The organism is Micromonospora sp. NPDC005237, from assembly GCF_040607775.1.
GTDB lineage: Bacteria > Actinomycetota > Actinomycetes > Mycobacteriales > Micromonosporaceae > Micromonospora.
The window spans coordinates 230086-244655 of record NZ_JBEXHJ010000003.1 but is presented as its reverse complement, the minus strand read 5'-3'; the positions used below and the strand labels follow the sequence as shown (position 1 = coordinate 244655).

General features: G+C 72.7%; 15 protein-coding genes. All 15 read left to right on the top strand.

What is annotated here, in order from left to right; genetic code table 11:
• Window positions 1–524: 524 nt before the first annotated feature.
• Entirely contained in the window at window positions 525–1937 is a 1413-nt protein-coding gene (locus tag ABZT87_RS09995; RefSeq protein WP_355135388.1) for a putative peptidoglycan glycosyltransferase FtsW, read from the top strand.
• Window positions 1937–3043 (top strand): undecaprenyldiphospho-muramoylpentapeptide beta-N-acetylglucosaminyltransferase, encoded by a 1107-nt coding sequence (murG, locus tag ABZT87_RS09990; RefSeq protein ID WP_354856134.1) that lies wholly within the window; start codon window positions 1937–1939, stop codon window positions 3041–3043. The genes ABZT87_RS09995 and murG overlap by 1 nt, the downstream gene beginning before the upstream one ends.
• Window positions 3040–4605: a UDP-N-acetylmuramate--L-alanine ligase gene (gene murC, locus ABZT87_RS09985; RefSeq protein ID WP_355134877.1), complete on the top strand. Its 1566-nt coding sequence runs from the start codon at window positions 3040–3042 to the stop codon at window positions 4603–4605. Before murG ends, murC begins: the two co-directional genes overlap by 4 nt.
• Window positions 4602–5420 (top strand): FtsQ-type POTRA domain-containing protein, encoded by an 819-nt coding sequence (locus tag ABZT87_RS09980; protein ID WP_355134875.1) that lies wholly within the window; start codon window positions 4602–4604, stop codon window positions 5418–5420. The genes murC and ABZT87_RS09980 overlap by 4 nt, the downstream gene beginning before the upstream one ends.
• A gap of 245 nt (window positions 5421–5665) precedes the next feature.
• Window positions 5666–6781: a cell division protein FtsZ gene (gene ftsZ, locus ABZT87_RS09975; protein ID WP_234588050.1), complete on the top strand. Its 1116-nt coding sequence runs from the start codon at window positions 5666–5668 to the stop codon at window positions 6779–6781.
• 9 nt (window positions 6782–6790) lie between these two features.
• Window positions 6791–7534 (top strand): YggS family pyridoxal phosphate-dependent enzyme, encoded by a 744-nt coding sequence (locus ABZT87_RS09970; protein WP_355134873.1) that lies wholly within the window; start codon window positions 6791–6793, stop codon window positions 7532–7534.
• A 189-nt stretch (window positions 7535–7723) separates the two neighbouring features.
• Window positions 7724–8419 carry a cell division protein SepF gene (gene sepF, locus ABZT87_RS09965; RefSeq protein WP_354856138.1) on the top strand — a complete coding sequence of 232 codons (696 nt, stop codon included), beginning with the start codon at window positions 7724–7726 and terminating at the stop codon, window positions 8417–8419.
• Between the two features lie 30 nt (window positions 8420–8449).
• Window positions 8450–8755 carry a YggT family protein gene (locus ABZT87_RS09960; RefSeq protein WP_088949372.1) on the top strand — a complete coding sequence of 102 codons (306 nt, stop codon included), beginning with the start codon at window positions 8450–8452 and terminating at the stop codon, window positions 8753–8755.
• Window positions 8756–8799: 44 nt separating this feature from the next.
• Entirely contained in the window at window positions 8800–9606 is an 807-nt protein-coding gene (locus ABZT87_RS09955) for a DivIVA domain-containing protein (protein WP_007463015.1), read from the top strand.
• Between the two features lie 80 nt (window positions 9607–9686).
• Window positions 9687–10451, top strand: a complete 765-nt coding sequence (locus ABZT87_RS09950) for a hypothetical protein (RefSeq protein ID WP_355134871.1) — start codon at window positions 9687–9689, stop codon at window positions 10449–10451.
• A gap of 5 nt (window positions 10452–10456) precedes the next feature.
• Entirely contained in the window at window positions 10457–10768 is a 312-nt protein-coding gene (locus tag ABZT87_RS09945) for a DUF167 domain-containing protein (protein WP_355067223.1), read from the top strand.
• A gap of 22 nt (window positions 10769–10790) precedes the next feature.
• Window positions 10791–12290: a potassium/proton antiporter gene (locus tag ABZT87_RS09940; RefSeq protein ID WP_355134869.1), complete on the top strand. Its 1500-nt coding sequence runs from the start codon at window positions 10791–10793 to the stop codon at window positions 12288–12290.
• A gap of 222 nt (window positions 12291–12512) precedes the next feature.
• The gene (locus ABZT87_RS09935) at window positions 12513–12932 is read left to right on the top strand and encodes a TraR/DksA C4-type zinc finger protein (protein ID WP_007463005.1); all 420 of its coding nucleotides are present in this window, start codon (window positions 12513–12515) and stop codon (window positions 12930–12932) included.
• A gap of 65 nt (window positions 12933–12997) precedes the next feature.
• Window positions 12998–13612: a signal peptidase II gene (lspA, locus tag ABZT87_RS09930; protein WP_355134867.1), complete on the top strand. Its 615-nt coding sequence runs from the start codon at window positions 12998–13000 to the stop codon at window positions 13610–13612.
• Entirely contained in the window at window positions 13609–14553 is a 945-nt protein-coding gene (locus ABZT87_RS09925) for an RluA family pseudouridine synthase (RefSeq protein WP_354856143.1), read from the top strand. The genes lspA and ABZT87_RS09925 overlap by 4 nt, the downstream gene beginning before the upstream one ends.
• Window positions 14554–14570 lie beyond the last annotated feature (17 nt).

Below are 14570 nucleotides of genomic sequence, written 5' to 3'. Positions count from 1 at the left end.
ACCCTGTTCACCCGCCTGCCTGCCCGGCCGGCCGGGCGGGCGGTGCGGTGTGCGCGTAGCCGGTCGGGTGGCAGGGTAGTCGAACTCTCCTTTGCTCTGCTTCAACGGACGCAACACTCGCGCGGCAGAAGTGTTGCGTGGGGTGAAGCAGAGCAAAGGGGTGAGGCGCCTTCCCTGGGGGCGAAGCCCGACACGCCCGGTGCATCGTTGTGGGCCTGTCGGGCGTGCCGAACGGTGATGATGTCCGGGTGGGGGAGGAACCAGGCACCGAGGACAGGACAACCGGTCGACCGCGACGGTCATCGGGCACGGCGCGTGCGGCGGAGGCCGGCCGCGCGGCCCGCGAGCCCGACCGCGCGGCCCGCCAGGCGGACGGCCCGGCGCGTCCGGCGGAAGGCGCAGCGCGTCCGGCGGAAGGCGCAGCGCGTGAGCCGGGCGCCCCGGGACGTGCGGCGGGATCGACGGGGCGTGAGCCGGAGGGCGGCGCTGCCGTCCCGCTGCGCGGATTCGACGCGGCCGGCGGACTGGCCGCGCTGCGCGGCCTGCTGGACCGGCCGCTGGCGTCGTACTACCTGCTGCTGTCCAGCGCCGGCCTGCTGTTGCTCATCGGGCTGACCATGGTCTTCTCGGCGACAAGCGTGAAGGACTACGCCGAGGACGGCAACGCGTCCGCCTCGGTGACCAAGCAGGCCATCTTCGCGGTGATCGGCATCGGGGCGTTCTGGGCGTGTCAGCGCCTGCCCGCCAGCACCTACCGCTCACTGGGCCGTCCGCTGTTGTTCACGTCGGTGGCGCTGCTGCTGGTGCTCAACCTGCTGGTGGCCTACGGCCGGCTCACCAAACAGAAGTCGGTCGTGTTCGGGCCGGTCGAGGCGACGCTGAACTGGCTTTTCGTCGGCGGGATCCAGGTGCAGCCGTCCGAGTTGGCCAAGTTCGCACTGGTGCTGTGGGGCGCGCATGTCATCGCCCGCAAGGGGGCCGCGCTGGGCTGGTGGCGGGAGCTGGCCACCCCGCTCTTTCCGGTGATGGGTCTGCTGTTCGTCCTGGTCGGCTACAACGACACGGGCACCATGCTCTGCCTGCTGGCGCTTGTGGTCGGCCTGCTCTGGGCCGCCGGGGTGCGGGCGCGCGTCTTCGGCGCGCTGACCGCGATCGGCCTGCTCGGCGTCGGTCTGCTCGTCGCGGTGGCCTCGCTGGGCGCCGGCTCCGGAGAGCGCGGCGCGGACAACTACCGGCTCGCCCGACTGGACATGTTCTTCAATCCACCGGACCCGGAGACCTGCAAACTCAACGACTGCCTCCAGTTCTACCAGGGGCGGCTGGCCATCGAGCACGGTGGCTGGTTCGGTGTCGGGCTGGGCAAGGGCAGCCTGAAGTGGGACTGGCTGCCCGAGGCGCACAACGACTTCATCTTCGCGATCATCGCCGAGGAGTTGGGCGTGATCGGCTGCGCGGTGGTGCTGAGCCTGTTCGCGGTGCTCGCGTACACCGGTCTGCGCATCGCCCGACGGGTCGACGACCCGTTCCGGCGGCTCGCGGCCGCCGCGGTGACCACCTGGCTGGTGAGCCAGGCGGTGATCAACATCGGTGGGGTGGTCGGGCTGCTGCCGATCACCGGCCTGCCGCTGCCGTTCATCTCCGACGGCGGAAGCGCCCTGGTCGTGACGTTGGCCGGCATCGGCATGCTGGCGTCCTTCGCCCGCGCCGAACCCGATGCGGCCAGAGCGCTGCATGCCCGTCCGCCGGCCCGGTGGGTCCGACTACTCTGGGCCCCGTTGCCGCCGCTTCCCGGCCGGCGTCGCCGACCGGCGCCGCCGCCGGCCGGCCGAGGGTCCGTGCCCCGGTCCCGCGAGCGGCGCCAGGACGACCAGGCCGCACCGCGCGGCGCCCGGCAGGGCCGGAGCCGCCAGGGTACGGCGAGCGAGAGGAGACGCTGATGGGTCCGCTGCGTTCGGTGGTGCTCGCGGGAGGTGGCACCGGGGGGCATATCTACCCGCTGCTCGCCTTCGCCGACTGCCTGCGCCGACACGACCCGGGCGTCCGGATCACCTGCCTCGGCACACCCAAGGGCATGGAGAACGAGCTGATCCCGCCGCAGGGTTACGACCTGCGGCAGATCCCGGCGTACCAGCTGCCCCGGTCGGTGAACATGAACCTGGTGCGTACGCCGGGCCGGATGTGGACCGCGGCCCGCGCCGCGGGCAAGGTGATCGACGAGGTACGCGCCGACGCGGTCGTCGGCTTCGGCGGGTACGTCTCGGTGCCGGCCTACCTGGCCGCGTGGCGCCGCGAGCTGCCCATGGTGATCCATGAGGTGAACGTGCCGCCGGGCGTGGCCAACCGGCTGGGCATGAAGTTCACCAAGAACATCGCGGTCGGCTTCCCGCACCAGCCGAGCCAGGCCGAGTCGCTGCGCGACGCGACGGTGGTGGGGGTGCCGCTGCGCCGCAGCATCGCCTCGCTGGATCGGTACGCGCTGCGCAACGCCGCCCGCGCCCACTTCGGGCTCCGCCCCGACCTGCCGGTGCTCTTCGTCGCGGGCGGCTCGTCGGGCGCCCGCTCGATCAACCTGGCGGTCTCCGGCGCGGCCAAGGAGCTGGCCCGCAACGGTGTGCAGGTGCTGCACGTGATGGGGGCCCGCAACGAGCCGGTGCCGATCCCCACCGACCTGCCGGTGCCGTACGTGACGCTGCCGTACCTGTCCGAGATGGAGCTGGGCTACGCGGCGGCCGACCTCATGCTGGCCCGGGGCGGTGCGATGACCGTCGCCGAGGTGGCCGCGATCGGCCTGCCGACGATCTTCGTGCCGTACCCGCACAGCAACCAGGAGCAGAAGCGCAACGCGCTGCCCGTGGTGGAGGCTGGCGGCGGGCTGCTCGTCGACGACGGGGAGCTGACCCCGGACTGGCTGGAGCGCGCGGTGATCCCGCTGATCCGCGATCCGCAACGGCTCTACGCGATGGGCGCCGCGGCGTCGGCGTACGGGCGGCGCGACGGTGACGAGGCGCTGCGCTCGTTCGTCCTCGAGGCGGTGGCGCGGTGACCGCGCAGTTCACCCCGGCGGGCACGCTGACCGCCGAGGACCTGGGCGCCGTCCACCTGATCGGCGTGGGCGGGGTGGGCATGCTCGGCGTGGCCCGACTGCTGCTCACCCGGGGCATCCGGGTCTCCGGCAGCGACCTGCGCGAGTGGCCCTCGCTGGCGGGTCTGCGGGCGCTCGGCGGCACCATCTACCTCAGCCACGAGGCGACCAACCTCGACGGGGTGGACACCGTCGTCTACTCCTCGGCCATCCCGAATGACCACCTGGAACTGGTCGAGGCGCGTCGCCGCGGCCTGCGGGTGCTGCACCGCTCGGAGGCCCTGGCCGCGGCGATGACCGGCCGCCGGGCGGTGGCGGTCGCCGGCACCCACGGCAAGACCACCACCACCTCGATGGTGACCATGGTGCTCCAGCAGGCCGGGGTCGACCCGTCCTTCGTGATCGGCGGGGAGATCTCCGAGGTCGGCTCGGGCGCGCACCACGGCACCGGCGAGTACTTCGTGGTGGAGGCCGACGAGAGCGACCGCTCGTTCCTCATCTACCGCCCGTACGTCTCGATCATCACGAACGTCGAGCCGGACCACCTGAACACCTACGGCGACTACGAGACGCTGGAGGCGGCGTTCGTCGAGTTCGCCCGGCTCACCGACCCGAACGGGTTCATCATCACCTGCGCCGACGACCCGGGCGGTCGGCGGCTGGCGGCGACCCTGCGCGCCGAGGGGCGGCGGGTGTTCACCTACGGCGCGGCCGAGGACGCCGACCTGCGGCTGACCGAGATCGTCTCCTCCGCGCGGGGGGTGCGCTACCTGGCCGCGATCGACGGCCGGTCGCTGGGCGAGTTCCGGCTGCCGGTGCCGGGGCGGCACATGGGGCTCAACAGCGCCTCGGCGGTGCTGACCGCGTACCTGCTCAAGCTGCCGCTGGAGGCGGCGGAGGCGGCGCTGGCGGTCTTCCCCGGCGTGCGACGGCGCTTCGAGCGCAAGGGCGTCGCGGACGGCGTGCTGGTCTACGACGAGTACGCCTACCACCCCACGTCGATGACGCTGGCGATGCAGACGCTGCGCGAGGTGGCCGGCGACGGACGGTTGATCGTCGTCTTCCAGCCGTACCGGCTGTACCGCACCCGCGACAACCAGGCGGAGATCGCCGAGGCGCTGGCCATCGCCGACGAGGTGGTGCTGCTGGAGGTCTTCGGGCCGGGCGAGCTGCGCCAGCCCGGTGAGGGCTCGGCGGCGCTGATCGAGGCGGTGGCGCTGCCGGCCGAGCGGAAGGTGTTCGTCGACTCCTGGGATGCCGCGCCGGTCGAGGTGGTCCGCCGGGCCCGCCCGGGGGACGTGGTGGTGACCATGGGCGCTCCGCCGATCTCGCTGATGGGTGACGAGCTGCTGGCCGCCCTGGGCGCGCGTACCGCCGAGTCCGCGCCGGGGGCGACGGTCGACCCGGTGGCCACGACCCCGGCGATCGGCCAGCCGGTGCCCGGCGGGTCCACGGCCGGTGGCGACGGGGCGGCGCTCGGGGGCGCCGCCGCACCGGACGGCGCGGCCCCCACGGCCGGATGAGCCCCGGCCCCGCCCGAGGGCGGACCAGCGGCGCCGACGGCGGCGCCCCACGACGCGGTCCGGTCCGGCGTTGGCAGTTGGTCCGGGCCGGCAGCGACGCGGTGCCGGCGTCGACCCGCCGCTTCATGGCCCGGGCCCGGCAGCGCCGGATGCGGGCGGCGTTGCCGTGGGCGGTGGCCGCCGGGGTGCTGGCCCTGCTCGGGATGGTCGCCTGGACGGTCCTCGGTACCGGGCTGCTCGGGGTCCGCACGGTGACGGTCGAGGGCGCCAGGCTGGTCACGGACGTGCAGGTGCGCGACGCGGTGGGGGTGGCCGACGGGGTGCCCCTGGCCCGGGTGGATCTGGCGGCCGCCGCGCGTCGGGTCGGCGCGTTGGCGCCGGTGGAGCGGGCCACGGTGTCGCGGGACTGGCCGGGCACGCTTGTGGTCCGGGTGACCGAGCGGACGGCGGTGGCGGTGGTGCCGCAGGCGGACACGTTCGCGCTTGTCGACCGCAGCGGCGTGGCGTTCCAGACGGTGGCCCGCCGCCCCGCCGGGCTGCCGCTGGTGCAGGTGGCCCGGCCCGCCGCCGACGACCCGGACACCCGGGCCGCGCTGGAGGTGCTCGGGGCGCTGACCCCGCAACTGCGGGCCGAGCTGGTGGAGCTGAGGGTGGAGGGGCTGGCCCGGATCAGCCTGCGGCTGCGCGGAGACCGCGCGGTGGTCTGGGGCGACGCCACGCGGGGTACGGACAAGGCCCGGGTGGCCACCGCGTTGCTCGACGAGGACAGCAAGCGCATCGACGTGAGCGCGCCGGACGTGGTGACCTTCCGCTGACCGGCGAGCGTGCTCCGGACGTGACGAGTCGCGCTCCGGCGGCGACACGCCGGTCAGGTCCTTGGCTCATCGCGTGGTGGCGCTTACGTTGCCCCGAAGAGGTTCAGTGGTTGACATAACTGTAAGCCTCTAGTAGAGGGTGAGGGTTCACCCCTGACTCTCGCTGGTGACAGCTGTCGTCGGCCGCTGGTCTGGCCACGCCGTACCCGGTCGGCCGAAGCCAATCTCGAAGGAAAGGACCGGAGATGACACCTCCGCACAACTACCTGGCGGTCATCAAGGTCGTCGGCATCGGGGGCGGCGGCGTCAACGCCGTCAACCGGATGATCGAGGTTGGGCTCAAGGGCGTCGAGTTCATCGCGATCAACACCGATGCCCAGGCGCTGCTGATGAGTGACGCCGACGTCAAGCTCGACGTCGGCCGGGAGCTGACCCGTGGCCTGGGGGCCGGGGCCAACCCGGACGTCGGCAAGAACGCCGCGGAGGACCACCGCGACGAGATCGAAGAGGTGCTCAAGGGCGCCGACATGGTCTTCGTGACCTGCGGCGAGGGTGGCGGCACCGGCACCGGCGGCGCGCCCGTGGTGGCCAACATCGCCCGCAAGCTCGGCGCGCTGACCATCGGCGTGGTGACCCGCCCGTTCTCCTTCGAGGGCAAGCGCCGCCAGGTGCAGGCCGAGACGGGGATAGACGAACTCCGCAACCAGTGCGACACGCTCATCGTCATCCCGAACGACCGGCTGCTGGCGCTCGGTGACCGCAACATCAGCATGATGGACGCCTTCCGCACGGCCGACCAGGTGCTGCTCTCCGGTGTGCAGGGCATCACGGACCTGATCACCACCCCGGGTCTGATCAACCTGGACTTCGCCGACGTCAAGAGCGTGATGAGCGGCGCCGGCAGCGCGTTGATGGGCATCGGCAGCGCCCGCGGGGAGAACCGCGCGGTCGAGGCGGCCGAGGCGGCCATCTCCAGCCCGCTGCTGGAGCAGAGCATGGACGGCGCGCGCGGCGTGCTGCTCTCCATCGCCGGCGGCTCCGACCTGGGCCTGTTCGAGATCAACGACGCGGCCCAGCTGGTCACCGACGCGGCCCACCCGGACGCCAACATCATCTTCGGCGCGGTGATCGACGACGCGCTCGGCGACGAGGTGCGGGTGACTGTCATCGCGGCGGGCTTCGACGGTGGCACGCCGGCGTACAAGGCGGCCGAGCCGACCCGCAAGACCAACACCAACCAGCCGGCGCCGCAGAGCACCCCGGTGCCGCCGCCGGCCACCCTGCCGGCTCCGGCCCAGTCGCCGCGCCGGGTGCTCTTCGACGACGTGGACGTGCCCGACTTTCTCAAGAACGGTTCCTGAGCGCCGCCGATGACCGACAGTTCAGCCACGGTACGACCGGACCGCCGCGCCGAACTCGCGGCCGGCCTGGCCCAGGTGCGAGCCCGGATCGCCGACGCCTGCGCGGACGCGGGCCGGGACCACGCCGACGTCACGATGATCGCCGTGACCAAGACGTACCCGGCCGGGGACGTGCTGGCGTTGGCCGGGCTCGGGGTGACCGACATGGGGGAGAACCGCGACCAGGAGGCGGCCGGCAAGGCCGCCGAGGTGGCTGCGGCCGGCGTACGCCCCCGCTGGCACTTCATCGGGCAGTTGCAGCGCAACAAGGCCCGCTCGGTCGTCCGCTACGCCGACGTCGTGCACTCGGTGGACAGCGTGCGGCTGGCCCGCGCGCTGGGTAACGCGGCGGCGGAGCGGGAACGGCCGCTGGAGGCCCTGGTGCAGGTGAGCATCGACGGCGACCCGGCGCGCGGCGGCGCGTTGCCCGACTCGGCCGATGAGGGCGCGGGGCTGGAGGCGGTCGCCGCTGCGGTGGCCGACGCGCCCGCGCTGCGGTTGGCCGGTCTGATGGCGGTGGCGCCGCTGGGGTGGTCGCCGGAGCGGGCCTTCGCCCGACTGGCCGAGGTGGCCGAGGCGTTTCGGACGCTCCATCCGGGAGCGACAGCGTTGTCGGCGGGAATGAGCGGCGACCTGGAAATCGCGATCCGATACGGCGCGACACATGTCCGCGTCGGTAGCGCGTTGCTCGGAATGCGTCCCACGCTGCGGTAGCCTGACCGCGAGACAGGCAAATTACATCAGTGTTGTTTCAGGGCGGCGGATCCTTGTGGGGGTCGTGACGCGCGACGCGAATCGCGCGCCAGGGGGATTGCCGTTCCGGTCCGATGGGCATGGTTGTCCACTCGCGACGGGCGACATGGCACGGGGGCGAGTGCCGCACGGCGGACGGAAGGGCGCGGGATGGGTGCACTGCGCAAGGCGGGGGTCTGGCTCGGTCTCGTCGAGGAAGACGACGAGCGGGCCTACGACGACGGTGGCTACGACAAGGGTGGCTACCGCGACTCGCGGTACCGGCAGAGCCGGTACGCCGAGGAGTTCGCCGACGAGGACGACGACGACACCGAGGAGCCACCGGCTCCCCGGCCGCGCTCCAGCGAGCGGGGCCGGCTCTCCGAGCGGTCCACCGGGCGTGGCGGCGAGTCCGACCGCGGTGACGGTGAGCGTCCGGAGCGGGCCGAGCGGTCCAGCGTACGGTCGATCACGCGGTCCTCGGCCGGCGACACGTCGGGCGCGCTGACGTACCACACGCGCGACAATCTGGCCCTCGCGCCGCAGGCCGCGACGCGGGAGCGCGTGGCCGTGCCCGAGGAGGAGCAGCGGTACCAGATCACCACGCTGCACCCGACCACCTACCGCGAGGCGCGCACCATCGGTGAGCATTTCCGCGACGGCGTACCAGTGATCATCAACCTCACCGAGATGGACGAGGCCGACGCCCGCCGTCTGGTTGACTTCGCGGCCGGTCTGGCGTTCGGGCTGCGCGGTACGATCGAGCGCGTGACCAATCGGGTGTTCCTGCTCTCACCGGCCAATGTCCAGGTCACCGCGGAGGACAAGGCCAAGATCGCTGAGGGCGGTTTTTTCAGCCTGAGTTGACCCCGCCCGACCCGAGGGACGTCGCTGACCGTGTTGTCGATCTTACTGCAAGTGCTGTACCTGGTCCTTTATGTCTTCCTGCTTCTTCTTCTGTCCCGGTTCGTGTTGAGCGCCGTTCTGCAGTACGGCCGGCGGTGGCAGCCGGGACGCGGCGCATCGGCAGGACTGGAATCCGTGTGGAGCGTCACTGATCCCCCTCTCAACGCGTTGAGGCGTGTGATCCCTCCGCTGCGAATTGGTACCGTGAGCATCGACCTGGCCTCCCTTGTGCTCCTGGTTATCCTGTTCGTGCTGATGGAGTTCGTGTTAGGGCCGTCGATCAGGGCATCTGCCTGATGACCGACGCGCTTTCGCGGCCGCAACTGACCCGAGGAGTTTCGATGCCGCTGACCCCGGCCGACGTCCACAACGTCGCCTTCAAAAAGCCGCCGATCGGCAAGCGGGGGTATGACGAGGAGGAGGTCGACGCTTTCCTGGACGAGGTGGAGCGCGAGCTCGCCCGTCTCATCGAGGAGAACAACGAGCTGCGCGCCCAGGTGGAGCGCGGCGGCCGTGGCGGTGCCCCCGCCGGCCCCGGCGGCGACGCCCGACTGGCGGCGGAGCTCAACGACGTCAAGGCCCAACTGGACCGGGTGCAGCGCGACAAGTCCGCTGCCGAGCAGGCCGCCCGCGCCATGCAGGCCGAGCTGGAGCAGGTCCGCGCGACCGGCGGCCCGGCCGGCGGCGTCACCGGTGACGGTGAGCAGCAGGCCCTCCGCGTGCTGATGATGGCCCAGCGCACCGCCGACGACCACGTGTCCGACGCGCGCCGCGAGGCCGACCAGCTGCTGTCCGAGGCCCGCAGCAAGGCCGAGGAGGTGACCCGCGAGGCGCGCGCGAAGGCCGACGCCCTGGAGCGGGACGCCCGCCAGCGGCACCAGGAGGCCATGGGCGGCCTGGACGCCAAGCGCACGGCCCTGCAGAAGCACATCGAGGAGCTCAAGCAGTTCGAGCGCGAGTACCGCACCCGGCTCAAGGCGTACCTGGAGAGCCAGCTGCGGGACCTCGACGGTCGCGGCCAGGGCCTCGAAGCCGAGATGACCCGCTCCGAGGCAGGCCGGGTCGCCGGCGGCAACGGGCTGGCGGCGGCAGGTCTCGCCGGTTCGTACGGCGGCGGGCGCTCCGGCGCCCTCGAAGCCGGACGCTGAGCACCGGCCGGCGATCGCTGTCCGCAGATGGTGACGGTCGCCGGCCCTGCCTGGACGGTACGACGCGGCGGGGGTGAGCCGTGATAGTCGCGAGTCTTCTGCTCATCCTCGTCGCTGTGGTGCTGCTGGTGTTCGGTCTGGCCGGTGGCTCCAGCATTCTGTTGACCATTTCCATCGCGGCCAGTCTGCTGGCCGCCGTCGCGTTGGTGGTGGGCGCCCGCCAGGCAGCCGCCAACCGCGCGACGGCGGATCCCGGTCGGGCCGGTCCGCGGGACCGCGCGACATTCCGCAGGGCCAGCCAGGCCCAGCCGGGTTTCGCGTACGGTCCACCGCTGGCCGAGCCGGATGTGCCGGTCCAGCACGTACCATCGACGGTCGGCAACGGCGGCACCGGGTGGCGGCAACCACCCGAGCCGCCGTCCGACCCCGACGCGGCCCCGCCCTTTGACGCGGCCCCGTCCTTTGACGCGGCCCCGCCGTTCGAGCCCGAGGCGCCGCTCGTGACCCCGGCCGACGGGTCACGCTCCTCGCCCGTCAGCCCGGCATCGCCCTTCGTGGCCCGGGGCGACGAGGCGTACCCCGCCAACACGATGTCGGTCGACGCGCTGGCCGACGAGCCGGCCGAGCAGCCGATCACCCCGGCCGAGGCGGCCCGGGTCTCCCGGCTGCCCGACCCCGTCGTGGTGGTCGACGGGCGGCCCCGCTACCACCTGGCCGGGTGCCGACGCCTGGCCGGCCGGGTGCCCGAGACTCTTCCGGTCGCCGAGGCCGTCGAGCTGGGATTCACGCCGTGTGCGACGTGTGCGCCGGCCACCGCCCTGCTCACCGACGCCCGGCCGATCTGAGAGCCGTGTCGGTGCCCCCGCAGGACGCGCTCACCGTCGCGGTACGGGTGAAGCCTGGCGCCTCCCGGAACACCGTCGGCGGCCGCTTCGACGGCACGTACGGGCCCGCCCTGGTGATCGCGGTCCACGCTCCGGCTGTGGACGGCCGGGCGACCGAGGCGGCCCGCCGCGCCCTCGCCGACGCGTTGGGGGTCCGGGCGGCCACGGTGTCGCTGCGCACCGGCGCGACCAGCCGGGACAAGCTGTTCGTCGTCGACCGGCCCGGCCCCGAGCTGACCGACGTGCTGCACCGACTGCGCGACGGATCCGCAGGGTGAGGACCGCCCGGGCTCGGCAACCGTGACGCCCGGGCTGGACATCGCGCTGCTGCTCGGCGCGGCCGTGCTGCTGGTGGCGGTCGGCGCCGTCCGGCTCTCCAGTCGCCTCGGGGTGCCCAGCCTGCTGTTCTACCTGGCGCTCGGCGTGGCCATCGGCGAGGCCGGGCTGGGTATCCGCTTCGACGACGTCGAGTTGACCCGGACCCTCGGCTTCTGCGCGCTCATCGTGATCATCGCCGAGGGTGGCCTGACCGCCCGGTGGAGCGCGCTGCGCCCGGTCCTCGGGTTGGCCTCCGCGCTCTCCACGGTCGGCGTGATCGTCAGCATCGTGGTGGTCGGCATCGCCGTACACCTGTTGTTGGGTCTGGACTGGCGGCTGGCGTTGCTCTACGGCGCGGTGCTCTCCTCCACCGACGCGGCGGCCGTGTTCGCCACCCTGCGACGGCTGCGGTTGCCACCGCGGCTGGTGGCCACACTGGAGGCCGAGTCGGGCATGAACGACGCCCCGGTGGTGCTGCTGGTGGTGCTGCTGTCGCACGCGGGCTGGTCGCATCCGTGGTGGTACGAGGTCGGCCTGGTCTGCTACGAGCTGGGCGTCGGCGCGGCGGTGGGCGTGGGCGCGGGCCTCGCCGGTACGTGGGCGCTGCGCCGGGCGGCGCTGCCGTCCGCCGGGCTGTACCCGATCGCGGCGGTGGGGATCACCGTCCTGGCGTACGCCGCCGGCGCCGTGCTGCACGCCTCGGGCTTCCTCGCCGTCTACGTGGCCGGGGTGCTGCTGGGCAACGCCCGGCTGTCGCACCGGCAGGCGATCCTCGGCTTCGCCGACGGGCTGGCGTGGGTCGCCCAGATCGGGCTGTTCGTGCTGCTCGGGTTGCTGGTCTCGCCGGGCCGGTTGGACGCGGCGGTGCTGCCGGCGGTGGTCGCCGGTCTGGCGCTGGTGCTGCTGGCCCGGCCGCTGTCGGTGGCCGTCTCGGCGTTGCCGTTCCGGCTTGGCCTGCGGGAGCAGGCGTTCCTGTCCTGGGCCGGGCTGCGCGGGGCGGTGCCGATCGTGCTGGCCACCATTCCGCTCTCGGAGCGGGTGCCGGGCGCGGAGCGCCTCTTCGACGCGGTCTTCGTGCTGGTGGTGATCTTCACGCTGGTGCAGACCAGCACGCTCGGTCCGTTCGCCCGCTGGCTGGGGACCACCGCGCCGGCCGAGGCCACCGAGATCCACGTGGAGACCGCGCCACTGGAGCGGATGCGGGCCGATCTGCTCCAACTTGAGGTGCCTCCGGGCTCGCGGCTGGCCGGCGTGCACGTCGACGAGTTGCGGCTGCCGCTGGGCGCCTCGGTGACCCTCGTGCTGCGCGACGGGGTGGGCTTCGTGCCCGGCCCGGACACCCGGCTGAAAACCGGCGACAGCCTGCTGATCGTCGCCACCGGTGGGGTGCGCGACGCCGCCGAACGGCGGCTGCGGGCGGTCAGCCGACGCGGTCGGCTGGCCCGATGGTTTGGCGAGTACGGGGATGACGCGGTCGGTTGATCTGCTAGCGTTCCCTTTGCCCCGGTTAGGCAGGGCTCGGGGCTGTTGAGCGGTGCGACGGTGCGCCACGTTGTCGGACGCCTGTACGTTCCGTATTCTTGCCAACCTCCGGAGTGCGCGGCCATCGTCGCCGTGCGCCCCTTTTCGTACTTGGGGGACGCCTTCGTCGGCGCCCCTGACCAGGTGCCGCGACCGAGCGGCTCCGCGGCCGAGGAGCGACCCATGGCGAAGCCAGCCGACACCAGGACCGCCGGCCGCAAGCCGGTGGCCAAGGCCACCCGCAGCGCGGCGGAGACCGAGAAGATCCGGGCGGCGCTGGCGGCGCGGCGGGACGAGCTGCGCGCCGAGTACGATCAGACGCTGAGCGAGATCACCGAGCTGCAGCGCGATCGGTTGACGGACTCGGCCGGGGACGACCAGGCCGACACCGGCACCAAGACGTTCGAGCGGGAGCAGGAGATCTCCCTCGCCAACAGCATTCTGGAACGGATCACGCAGGTCGAGCGCGCCCTGGAGCGCCTCGACGAGGGTGGTTACGGCTGGTGCGAGCGGTGCGGCAACCCGATCCCGGTCGAGCGCCTCGCCGCCTTCCCGTCGGCCACCCTGTGTGTGACGTGCAAGCAGTTGGAGGAGCGGCGCTGACGCCCGGTCCCCGTCTGCGATGAGACGGTGAGCGATCACCGCCGAGACACCTCGATGGGGAGCGCATGACCGCAGCACCGCCCGCCGAACCCGGCCGTACCGACCCGGGCGGCGGCAAGCCCCGGCCCCGGGCCGTCGCGATCCTCGCCGGGGTGGCCCTGGTGGCCCTGGTGGCCGACCTGCTGACCAAGCACCTCGCGCTGGCCGCGCTGAGCGACCGGGAGCCGGTCCGGGTGCTGGGTGGGCTGGTCTACCTGAGCCTGACCCGTAACAGCGGCGCCGCGTGGAGCATCGGTGCGAACTACACCTGGGTGTTCCCGCTGATCACCATCGGCGTGGTCGGCTGGATCGTCTGGATGGCGCTGCGGCTGCGTTCCCTGCCGTGGGCGATCTCCCTCGGCCTGGTGCTCGGTGGCGCGCTGGGCAACCTCATGGACCGGATCTTCCGGGCGCCCGCTCCGTTCCACGGTCACGTGGTCGACATGATCAGCGTCTTCGGGCCGTACGGCGAATATTTCCCGGTGTTCAACCTGGCCGACAGCTCGCTGGTCTGCGGTGTGCTGCTGGCCGTGCTGCTGGAGCTGACCGGTCGCCAGCGTGACGGGCGGCGGGCCGGCCGTGACGGCGCCCCCGCCGACGCGGACGCCACCGCCGACGCCGAGCAGAGGGAGCGGGCATGACCTCCGCGTTCGCCGCCGGTGGCGACCACCGTTCGCTGCCCGTGCCCGACGGCCTCGACGGCATGCGCCTGGACCAGGCGGTGTCCCGGCTGTTCGGCCTCTCCCGTACCGCAGCCGCCGCCCTGGTCGACGCGGGCGACGCCCTCGTCGACGGCGCTGCCCGGCCCAACTCCCACAAGGTCAAGGCCGGCTCCTGGCTGGAGGTCACGCTGCCCGCCCCGGTCGCCCCACCGACCGTGGTGCCGCAGGCGGTGCCCGGCCTGCGCGTCGTGTACGCCGACGACGACATCGTGGTGGTGGACAAGCCGGTGGGGGTGGCCGCGCATCCCAGCCCGGGGTGGACCGGCCCGACGGTGATCGGTGCCCTCGCCGCGATCGGGCACCGCATCTCCACCAGCGGCGCCGCCGAGCGGCAGGGCGTGGTGCACCGTCTCGACGTGGGCACCACGGGGATCATGGTGGTGGCCAAGAGCGAGCAGGCGTACACGGCGTTGAAGCGGGCCTTCAAGTACCGCGAGGTGGACAAGGGCTACCACGCGGTGGTGCAGGGGCACCTGGACCCGCTGCGGGGCACCGTGGACGCGCCGATCGACCGGCACCCCACCCACGACTACCGCTGGGCGGTGGTGTCCGGCGGCAAGCCCAGCATCACCCACTACGACACCCTTGAGGCGTTCCCGGCGGCCAGCCTGGTCGATGTGCGATTGGAGACCGGCCGGACGCACCAGATCCGGGTGCACTTCTCCACGCTGCGGCACCCCTGTGTCGGTGATCTCACCTACGGCGCCGATCCCACCCTCTCGGCCCGTCTCGGCCTGGCCCGACAGTGGCTGCACGCCCGCGAACTGAGCTTTTTGCACCCCCGTTCGGGGGACGAGGTCCGGTTCGTCAGCGACTACCCTGACGACCTGGAACGTGCGCTTGAGATCCTGCGTGACTGAGCGGCGACCACCCGACA

What these genes read in the sequence shown, in the direction of transcription:
- ABZT87_RS09925 (WP_354856143.1), top strand. Translation starts at nt 13,609, where the DNA reads ATGACCTCCGCGTTCGCCGCCGGTGGCGACCACCGTTCGCTGCCCGTG.
- ABZT87_RS09955 (WP_007463015.1), top strand. Translation starts at nt 8,800, where the DNA reads ATGCCGCTGACCCCGGCCGACGTCCACAACGTCGCCTTCAAAAAGCCG.
- sepF (WP_354856138.1), top strand. Translation starts at nt 7,724, where the DNA reads ATGGGTGCACTGCGCAAGGCGGGGGTCTGGCTCGGTCTCGTCGAGGAA.
- murG (WP_354856134.1), top strand. Translation starts at nt 1,937, where the DNA reads ATGGGTCCGCTGCGTTCGGTGGTGCTCGCGGGAGGTGGCACCGGGGGG.
- lspA (WP_355134867.1), top strand. Translation starts at nt 12,998, where the DNA reads ATGACCGCAGCACCGCCCGCCGAACCCGGCCGTACCGACCCGGGCGGC.
- ftsZ (WP_234588050.1), top strand. Translation starts at nt 5,666, where the DNA reads ATGACACCTCCGCACAACTACCTGGCGGTCATCAAGGTCGTCGGCATC.
- ABZT87_RS09980 (WP_355134875.1), top strand. Translation starts at nt 4,602, where the DNA reads ATGAGCCCCGGCCCCGCCCGAGGGCGGACCAGCGGCGCCGACGGCGGC.
- ABZT87_RS09935 (WP_007463005.1), top strand. Translation starts at nt 12,513, where the DNA reads ATGGCGAAGCCAGCCGACACCAGGACCGCCGGCCGCAAGCCGGTGGCC.
- ABZT87_RS09970 (WP_355134873.1), top strand. Translation starts at nt 6,791, where the DNA reads ATGACCGACAGTTCAGCCACGGTACGACCGGACCGCCGCGCCGAACTC.